The organism is Silvibacterium bohemicum, assembly GCF_001006305.1.
In the GTDB taxonomy this organism is placed as follows: Bacteria; Acidobacteriota; Terriglobia; order Terriglobales; family Acidobacteriaceae; genus Silvibacterium; species Silvibacterium bohemicum.
The window spans coordinates 99,712-108,583 of record NZ_LBHJ01000018.1; the positions used below are offsets into that span (position 1 = coordinate 99,712).

Consider the following 8,872-nt stretch of genomic DNA (forward strand, 5'->3'; position numbering starts at 1 on the left):
GAGAGGCTAGCTATTCACTAAACGGAATACCAAATGCCAATACAGCATTTTGGGGCGGACGATGTTGAGCTCCGATGGGCCTTGGTTGCTTTTCCATTGACTGCCAGATCAGAAATGCAACAGTATTCATGTAAAGTAGTCTTAGCTGCGCTCGATCTTTGCCCAGCTGGCTGTAGATGCTGATAGAGGTGATAAGCCTCAGCTGCCCCGATTCCTCAAGATAGTTTCGCATGCTCAGCGCTGGAGCGTTCTGAATATCCTGCACTTCGTCGGCGCTTTGAGCGACAATTTCATAATTCAAGGGTCTTGGTAGGTAGATCCCATGCAGCTTGAACAATAAGTCATTAGAAGTGTAATAAGGATGGCGTGCGATATCATCAAAAAGGCCTACCGCCGGGGCTGTCCTAGCATGACCTCTCTCCGTTATTTGTTGATATACGCGATCCTTCAAAAATTATCCTTCACCGCATTCTTTGTGCAAAGCAGTAATATCTCCGCCAGCAATTCGCGCAGCGGACCGGCCGCAGCGCGAATATTCGAAGGAAAGCATCAAGGAAATGTCGCTCGGCTGCCTTGAACTCAATCGAGCTGCAAAGAGGACACTGGCGGTGTCTCCAAAGAATACGAGGAATGCTGCTAGGCCAATGCCGGTCTACAATTTCCATTTGCCTGCCTCCTCTTCGTCGAGACCATACACGCTAAGAGTTGCCGTGGCTGTTTGGGGGAGAATTCAGGTCCAGCCAGGACAGAAGGCAGCGGATGCTGCCTGTGGCTAAGGCCATGCATGAATCAGCAGCTCCATAATAGAGGTGAATGCTGTCTCCGTCGGCTCCGATGGTCTGCCCACACGGAAACACCACATCGCTCACGTCTCCTCCCCGTTCATAGAGAGCCTCCGGCCCGAACATCCAAGAGTCTCCACGCTGCAGGCAGACATCGGGCCTATCGATATCAAAGAGTGCAAGGCCTAGCCGATAGATACTGCCTGAGGCCGTCTGGCGTACCCCGTGATAAAGCACCAGCCAACCTCTCTCGGTTTCAATGGGAGGGGAGCAGAGTCCAATCTTGTTCGCATCCCACCATCCGCCTCGCCTAGCCTCGAGCATCACTTTGTGTCTGCCCCAATGCCGAAGATCTGGCGAATAGGAAATCCACATATGGGCGCCCAGCGTCGTGACCGGCCGATGAATCATTGCCCAGTAGCTTCCAATCTTACGAGGCAGCAGTGCGGCATCCTTGTCTTCCGGGGGCATGATGACGCCATATCTCTCGAAGCTCTTAAAGTCTTTCGTGAGTGCTAACGAGACACCTGGGCCCCCCTTAGAAAATGAAGTATATGCAACCGCGTATTGTTTGAGCTCCGGCACGTAAGTGATTCGGGGATCTTCGATACCCCATATCTCTTCGGGATATTCCTTCGGTTGCGGCAGCAGTGTGGGCTGGGAGTCTATCCGCCAGTCATCGATACCATTTGTGGATCGTGCGGCGCAGAGATGCGATAGGCCACGCCGATCTTCAACCCGGCAGAGTAAAAGAGTGTCTCCATCGGCAAGCACGGTTGCGGCCGCGTTGAAGACACTATTCACCGGATATGGCCAGTCTTTTCGGCTGAGGATGGGATTGCCGGCGTGGCGTACGAATAACGCCTCATCGGCGCATGGGCGTGACTTCGCTTCTGTAACACTGATAGGAGTAGATGACATTTCAGGAAGCATAATTGGGTTCAAGACCGACACTCATTTCTTGTTTTACTTCTTTGACGGTTGGTGTTTCTGTCTTCTGCATATCTATTAAGGCCATCAGGAACGAAAGTGTGGATTCGGCACCCTGATTTTCGTTTACGCGGTCAGGGTGGAGTCCATCGCGGCAACCTCCAGTAGAGTTGTCATAAAGCGACACTTGAAGATCGTTCTCCCCGAGAAACCAACGGAAAGCGCACCAAGCCTCTTCGAGCCAAGCCTTGTCTTCCGTCATCTGGTATGCCTGGAGACAAGCGGAGATTGTCGCGCATGCTTCGACAGGTTGCTGATCAAAGCGGGCCTTCTCCCGGCTCTGTGAAAAGAAGCCCATGGAGCCTACCGGAACAAAGATATCTTCATCCTTGGGATGCTGGGCGGCGACAAGCCAGTTGAGGGATTCATATCCAACGTCAATCATTCTGCGGTTCCCGCTACTCAATCCCGCAACCAGTAGCGCTTGTGACAGTCTTGCATTCGAATATGACAAGCTCTCCTCAAACCATTGCCAACCATCCGAGTGCGTTCGCTCATAGATGTCCAGTAACTTGTTAGCAAGTAGATCCCTAGCTCCCTGAACAACCCTGTCGCCGGGAAACCAGTCCAGATACGCTTGCATCCCAAGTACGGAAAATGCCCAAGCGCGAGGACTGGAGAAGGTCAAAGTTGCCGGCATGGCGGCCTCAAAGAGCCTTCCTGCAGCACCTCTCAGTCCCGGATCGTCCGAGCGGCCGAGCACTGTTCCTATCGCCCACAACGCGCGACCATGGCTATCTTCCGAGCCCACTTCCTCGTGCCATTCCCGGTTATAGCCAAGAAAGTTTCTAAACCTGACTTTTTTCTCGTGAAAGGCAAGCCAAAGGAAGGCTAAATACCGGCGCGACAGCAGAGCGTGTGTATCGCGATTGCCAGGTAAAGGTCCATTAAGCAAAACAGAGACGATGAGCGCGCGTGCATTGTCGTCTGTCGTATAGCCTTCGAGAGAATTAGGCACGGTGAAGATAGAGTGCTGTAGGATGCCGGTGTCGTCCGTCATGCTTACCAAGTGAGTGGTATCGAACTCCGGCAAGAGATCCGTCTCCTTCGTGGCAAAAATGTATTGCAAGGGCGCGCGCGGCCGCGCTATGCGTTCCGTGCGTGCTCTCTGGAAGCTTGCCATGTACGCCTGAGCTGTCTTTTGCCATGTTGTGCCGCGCGAATGAAGATATGCGCGCTTCCGCATGGCATGACGCTCGGCATCATTCTCCAATAAGCTGTTGGCTGCCTGCGCTATGGATTGAGGGTCGTCGAATGGAACGAGAACACCTCGCGCGTCCGCAAGAAGCTCTTTAGCATGCCAGTATGGTGTGGAGATAATCGCCTTGCCTGCGCTAAGTGCGATGGCGAGGGTGCCCGAGACAACTTGTGCCTCCTGGCGATATGGCGTGATGTAAATATCAGCAGCGCCAACCTGCTCGATCAGTTCTTCTGCACTCACGAAACGATTGTTGAAGATTACGTGCGAGGAGACACCATATTCGGAGGCTAGGGCCTGCAGTTCGTCTCTGTATCGCTCTCCTTCGCGCCGGCGAATGTGGGGGTGCGTCGCTCCGGAAATGATATACACCAGATCCTGGTGCCTGGACAGGATGGCCGGGAGACCTCGAATCACATTTTCGATGCCCTTGTTTGGCGATAACAATCCGAAGGTGAGTAAAACAGACTTTCCCTCGCAGCCAAATATATCTTTGAAGTAATTCGGATCCGTGAATGGAAGATCTGGTACGCCATGTGGAATAACATCGATTCTTTCACCTGGAACGCTGTACACATTGCGCAGAAGATCCGCAGCATACTGGCTCATCACGATTAAACGATCGGACAACTGCGCAAGCTCATCGAGAACTTCGCGCTGTTCGAAATTCGGATCACGTAAAACGGTGTGAAGCGTCGTCACCAACGGCATCTTCAAGTTGCGAAGGAGAGTTAATATGTGGCTGCCAGCTTCGCCGCCGAAGATGCCGTATTCATGTTGAAGGCAAACTAAATCGTTCCCATTGAAATTAAGAAAATCAGCGGCTCGCTTGTAGGAGGTGATGTCTTCCTGCATCAGTTCGATGCGCACCCTCTCGGGATATTCATAGCTGGACTCGGGATCATTGACAGGGATTGCGAAAAGCCTGCCGCTTCCGTATTCGGCTGCTACCGCATTGCATAAGTCCGTGGTGAACGTAGCAATCCCGCATTGCCTGGGTAGATAATTTCCAATGAAGGCGATGCGTGTAGGCAGGGGAAGTAGGGAAGCGCTCGACGCTAGTTGTTGATGTTGTTGGTAGCTGTGAATCCCCTCGGATAGAGAAATGGGTCCACGCTTTCTGGGTATTACCCGCTGAGATTTATGCAAACTTCAAAGCAAGCCAAGAAACGTATTTTAGGCTCGGGCTTACGCAAAGAGCGGCGCTGGTTATTCCACGGCTAGATGTCGAACCGCCGCACACTTTATCGGGCTAAGTAGAGCTTCCTGCTGTATATGGCGGGCATGCAGGGTAACTCGAGCTATCCGAATGCCTGGATATCTCGAGACTTTTAGCTCGTCGAAATCTGCGGCATTGAAGCCACTGTCGATTTCTTTGAGAGCGCGGGACAGAGCTTTCGTGACAGCTGTCGTCTCAGTTTGGCCGAAAGCTAGACGCGAATAAGCGTCCTTGAGCCAGAGAAAATTCCATCCTGAGCGTCGAACTTTTACGTCCATCATCGCTGAAGTTGCATCGACATATGTCCATGTGTTGCTGAACTGCTTTTGTGTCAGATTGAAATCGTTTGGGAGCGCGCATGCGCTTCGTAGAAAAATCACATGCGGCATCACGGCCGGGGCGCTTTAATTGTGAACGTGTTGGCGAGCAGGTCGCTGCCAATGGCAGTACCACCAGAATTGATATCGCACCCAGGCGTAACAGATGATTGTCCGCCGGTGGAAGCACTCATAATTGGAGCAGTAGTTTCGGAGTCGCGAATTCTGTCGTTCGAATATCCTGTTGCATCTGGCTGGCTTCGCTGCCTGAAAGGCAGTAGCTTTCCGGTTGCTCCGGTCCGCAGATGATTTTTTACATCTGATTTTTTGATTAAGCTCATACGATGACTCCAGTAGCTAGTTGCGTACTTGAGAGATGCTCGTCTGGTGCGGAGTGCGGAAGGCTTGAGGCGAGGAATATATATCCAGGTTACTTCTTAAGTATACTCCGCAAATGACCCGCGTGCGGCAGATGTTGAAGAACATGGAGCTATACTTAGAACCTGCAAGATCGGAGAAGATCAAGCACTTGCCACGCGATTAGCCGGCGCTTGCGCACAGGAGATCTTCTTTGGGGAAGTTCTTAAGGGGCGCAGGGATCTACCGGCAGAGAGAAGCCTGGGTAACTTTCCATAAGGACCACTCGCGTACAGACAAAGCGCAGGCCATTCTTTGTTGGATGGCTGATGAAGCGGCACGGCAGTTCATTCATGGACCCGCCCGATAGGGAAGTAGGAGATTCGGGTTTCCTGGATTTTCCCTCCGAGAAGCTTCGGGCGAAGACGTTGGCTCGCATAAGCCGGATCGGCAGTTTGATTGAGAAGATGAAACGAAACGCGTCCATTTCGATGCTCCTCTAAAATGTAGTGACTCTCTTAGGCTACCCTGATCGTCCGTCGTTTCAGCAAGACTTCATCGACCCACATGAAGTCTTGAAAGGGGCGCGAAGAGGCCGAAGAGGTTTGCAATCCAAAGCACAACGACAATGACCACGACCCCGTTTAGAATAGATTTAATGCTCGATTGCATCGGGATGAAATGATTGACCAGCCATAACAAAACCCCTACGACAATGAGTGTGAGAACCAATTGTATGAGCGGCATCTTATCTTTCACTTTCGGGCTCCCAGCTGACCGAAATCCTGCATAGACTTCGATCAGCGGAGTCTGGTGTAGGGTTATTTGCCGGTTCCAGGATTGGCTTCGGCGATCGCGCTCGCCCGGCCTGTTGCGGCAACGGCATTCATAAAAGCGATAGTCGACCGCGGCGCGGCGATTCTTCCGGAAAGAATGGCTCGGAAGGAGCGGTCGCGACCATAGATTGCCTGTGTAGAGTCATTATCTTGTTCCACCACGGCGCCATCCAACGTGATCCCCGCGAATAGCCCCTTGGATCGCGAGTAAGTAAGGATCTCGCTGTTCATTTTCCAGTCTGTATCGGCAGATGCATGACGTCCCACTGGACCTGCGGAGGCAGACGCATCTCCTCCAATCTGGAATTTGCTGGAGAGTAAGTGTTGGAAACCATGGTCGTTCATGATCAGCATGACGAGGTCAACGCCTTCCACGCCGATCTGTAATCCCCAACTTCCTCCACCGACGGAGATAAATGCTGGAGCACTCCAGCCAGTGGCGGTCCGGCATGTTGCGATTCCTCGGCCGTGCTCGCCGCCGATGATGAATCCACCCTTCACCAGGTGCGGAACGATCACGATGCACTTCGCGCTGCTCAATACTTCTTCAGGAATACCCCTGTCTGGAGCCTCGATGATGGAGTGGAGTACGCTCGACGACATCCGCAGGCGCTCGATCGAGTCCTCATGCCCTGTGCCGGCCCAGAGAAGTCCATTCGAAAGCACAAACAGGCCAGCTAACAAGAGTGGTCTCATTTTCATAGGTTGTCCTCGTGAAATATGTAGAGCTAAGAAGGGACATATGTCAGATGGGCTGACTTAGCTCAGAACCATGAGGGAGCCAACGACGGACTCTTCTCCAGCATCATTGTTCCAACGTTTCTAAAAAATAACTGAGCAAAATAGCTCACTCGAATCAACCAGGAGAGAATCTAGGCAGCGCCTACAACGAGAGCATCTGTCTCGGAGATTGCCTCAACGGGAGTGATAGAGGGAGGCATGTCTTTTTCCGACGTGAGCAGAACCACGTCCTGTTGAATCTGGTAAGGATAAACCCTCACTTTGGCGATGAAGAACCAGGGATATTGGACTAGCTCGATAGTGTCGACATTAGCAGCATTAAAATGAGGGCTCACGCGACGAAGCGCAAGCTTGAGTGCCGCAGCAATCGCAGCCTGCTCCGTCTGTCCTACTCCGCCCCGTTGCGACGAATCTGCTATCCAGATGAAGTGCCAACCGCACTTTTGAATTTCTTTGTCGACCCAATGAAGATCCCCGGACCTCAAGAAACTCCAGCCTTCGAGGAAGTCTTCCGTCTCTACCGTGAGGTTATTAGGGAGTTTCACCGTAACGCGTGATAGGACTGTATGTTCTGTGATGTCTCGCATAGGGAACCTTTCTTGTGCAGACCAAGATCCGTTGACTTAGTTAAGGTCCGGAAGGCCTATGGCGGCTGGTATACCAGAGCCCGGTTTCCGCTGGAATGATTGCGCAAAGGCAGGCTCGTTAGGTTGGACGATTGCATAGTGAATCACACTATGGCAGTAGACGCAGTTCGTCTCGTGTACCGGCAAGATAATTTCGCCAACTTCTCCCGGAAACGTCCTAAGGCAGTCGGGGCATGTGATGATCAGGTGTGGCTTTCCGGCATGATCCTGGCCGTTGTGCGAAATCCAGATGGGAGTCAAAGCGCCGTTCTGGTGGGGCGTCTGAGCGCGCTTCGGTTGGCTCATACCATCGATAATTCGCAGCAATGAGGCGAGGTCGCTGCCCTTCTCATAGAAAGCATCGGCGGCGACGCCGGGCGGGATTCCCTTTCCCGAATAAGCACCGCTCATGGCGATGGTCTGGACCGCGGGAAAGCGGCGACGAATCACGGAGAGAAGTTCGAAACCGGACATGCCTGCCATATTGAGGTCGGAGAGAATAATGTCTGGAATTCCGTTGCGCAACTCACTCAACGCAGAGAATCCATCTTCTGCCGAACGGACTTCATATCCCGATTCGCGAAGAACCGCCTTTAAGGTCGTCCGGAGTGCAGGATCGTCGTCGACAATCAGAAGTTCAGACTTTTTGATAGACATCGATTTCCTCCGACGGTGCATCAAAGTTCCACCAGGCGAAGATTCGCACTATCTCAAACTACGATCTGTTCACTTTTGACCACTGCGGTGATTTTTATGCTCCTGGCCGAGGCACGATAAAGAAAGAAGTCTGTTCGTTCCTCGCTGATCTCCAGCACATAGTTGTAGCCATTCTGATGAGGACGGCTCCTGAATGGGATCAAGGCCGAGCGAGGGAGGAGTAGAATCTCACGTATCGCCGTCAATCCTGACGCGCGGGCCGGCCTGGCTTGGCCTTGCTATTCTTCCGCGGAACATTATTGAGTGAAGGGGTAGTGGCGTTTGGTTTGGTTAGCTGATCGTGCAGTATCACATTGAGCAACGACTTATGCACATGGATTCGACCGTTGTAATCGATAAAGCCAAGCTTGCGAAAACGATTCATGAAGAAGCTGACGCGGGATCTCGTGGTCCCGATCATCTCTGCCAGGGCTTCCTGAGTGATCTTAGGGATCATGGTCTCCGGCTCTCCCGGCTTCCCGAATTCCGCCATCAACAGGAGGATTCTCGCTAGACGTTTTTCACTGGAGTTGAAGAGCTGATCGACCAGATCGGCCTGAGTGCGCATGCTCCGGGCGAGAAGAAACTTGAGGAACAAGTCGGAAAACGCATGCTCCTCGTGCATGACGCGGACCATCTCTCCTCGTTCTATTTTGAGAGCGGTGCAGGAACTCATCGCCGTGGCCGTTGCCAAACGCCGGCCCATCACTCCCGCGATTGATTCTTCTCCAATGAAGTCTCCGCTCGAAAGGAGGGTAATGGTGGCCTCTTTCCCCGCAGCCGAAACAACCGCTAGCTTTGCCCGGCCTTTCTGGAGGTAAAAAATGGAATCCGCTAAGCTTCCCTGCGAAAAGAAAACATCTTTGGTCTTCAACTGGACGATTCTTCGTCCCAGCCCGGAACTTGCGAGAAATTCTTCGAGATCAAACGCGCGCTGCTGGTCGTTCACTATTGGGGCCCTCATTCCGATCTCGTGCTGGCTCTGACGTCTTCGTAAAGGATACGCCGCTGGCTCCGGCGTTGAAGATACATCGGTGATGGGCCTGGCGAAAACAGTACCAAATTGAGAGTTAGTTTTTGGCAGAGAACTTACCCTGAAGAGGGCGGAGG

At 52.5% G+C, this 8,872-nt stretch carries 9 protein-coding genes; all 9 read right to left on the reverse strand.

Features of this window, described 5'->3' with window-relative positions; all coding sequences use genetic code 11:
- Nucleotides 1-10: 10 nt before the first annotated feature.
- Nucleotides 11-451: a hypothetical protein gene (locus XX99_RS21570; protein WP_231581549.1), complete on the reverse strand. Its 441-nt coding sequence runs from the start codon at nt 449-451 to the stop codon at nt 11-13.
- A gap of 247 nt (nt 452-698) precedes the next feature.
- Entirely contained in the window at nt 699-1,703 is a 1,005-nt protein-coding gene (locus XX99_RS21575; protein ID WP_050061495.1) for a glycoside hydrolase family 130 protein, read from the reverse strand.
- Between the two features lies 1 nt (nt 1,704).
- On the reverse strand, nt 1,705-3,840 hold the full coding sequence (locus XX99_RS21580) for a glycosyltransferase family 4 protein (RefSeq protein WP_231581550.1): 2,136 nt from the start codon (nt 3,838-3,840) through the stop codon (nt 1,705-1,707).
- Between the two features lie 737 nt (nt 3,841-4,577).
- A complete protein-coding gene (locus tag XX99_RS27465; protein ID WP_156186138.1) occupies nt 4,578-4,847 on the reverse strand; it encodes a hypothetical protein in 270 nt (89 codons plus the stop codon).
- Nucleotides 4,848-5,418: 571 nt separating this feature from the next.
- Entirely contained in the window at nt 5,419-5,610 is a 192-nt protein-coding gene (locus tag XX99_RS28505; protein ID WP_050061497.1) for a Thivi_2564 family membrane protein, read from the reverse strand.
- A gap of 74 nt (nt 5,611-5,684) precedes the next feature.
- Nucleotides 5,685-6,401: a lipid-binding SYLF domain-containing protein gene (locus XX99_RS21595; RefSeq protein ID WP_082125818.1), complete on the reverse strand. Its 717-nt coding sequence runs from the start codon at nt 6,399-6,401 to the stop codon at nt 5,685-5,687.
- Nucleotides 6,402-6,571: 170 nt separating this feature from the next.
- Nucleotides 6,572-7,027, reverse strand: coding sequence for a hypothetical protein (locus XX99_RS21600; RefSeq protein ID WP_050061499.1), 456 nt, complete (start codon nt 7,025-7,027; stop codon nt 6,572-6,574).
- A gap of 36 nt (nt 7,028-7,063) precedes the next feature.
- On the reverse strand, nt 7,064-7,723 hold the full coding sequence (locus XX99_RS21605) for a response regulator (RefSeq protein WP_050061500.1): 660 nt from the start codon (nt 7,721-7,723) through the stop codon (nt 7,064-7,066).
- A 241-nt stretch (nt 7,724-7,964) separates the two neighbouring features.
- Nucleotides 7,965-8,726, reverse strand: coding sequence for a Crp/Fnr family transcriptional regulator (locus XX99_RS21610; RefSeq protein ID WP_050061501.1), 762 nt, complete (start codon nt 8,724-8,726; stop codon nt 7,965-7,967).
- Nucleotides 8,727-8,872 lie beyond the last annotated feature (146 nt).

Bases quoted from the DNA above. Each gene is read 5' to 3' on its own strand.
- XX99_RS21575 (WP_050061495.1), bottom strand. From the start codon at position 1,703: ATGTCATCTACTCCTATCAGTGTTACAGAAGCGAAGTCACGCCCATGC.
- XX99_RS27465 (WP_156186138.1), bottom strand. From the start codon at position 4,847: ATGAGCTTAATCAAAAAATCAGATGTAAAAAATCATCTGCGGACCGGA.
- XX99_RS28505 (WP_050061497.1), bottom strand. From the start codon at position 5,610: ATGCCGCTCATACAATTGGTTCTCACACTCATTGTCGTAGGGGTTTTG.
- XX99_RS21595 (WP_082125818.1), bottom strand. From the start codon at position 6,401: ATGAAAATGAGACCACTCTTGTTAGCTGGCCTGTTTGTGCTTTCGAAT.
- XX99_RS21600 (WP_050061499.1), bottom strand. From the start codon at position 7,027: ATGCGAGACATCACAGAACATACAGTCCTATCACGCGTTACGGTGAAA.
- XX99_RS21605 (WP_050061500.1), bottom strand. From the start codon at position 7,723: ATGTCTATCAAAAAGTCTGAACTTCTGATTGTCGACGACGATCCTGCA.
- XX99_RS21610 (WP_050061501.1), bottom strand. From the start codon at position 8,726: ATGAGGGCCCCAATAGTGAACGACCAGCAGCGCGCGTTTGATCTCGAA.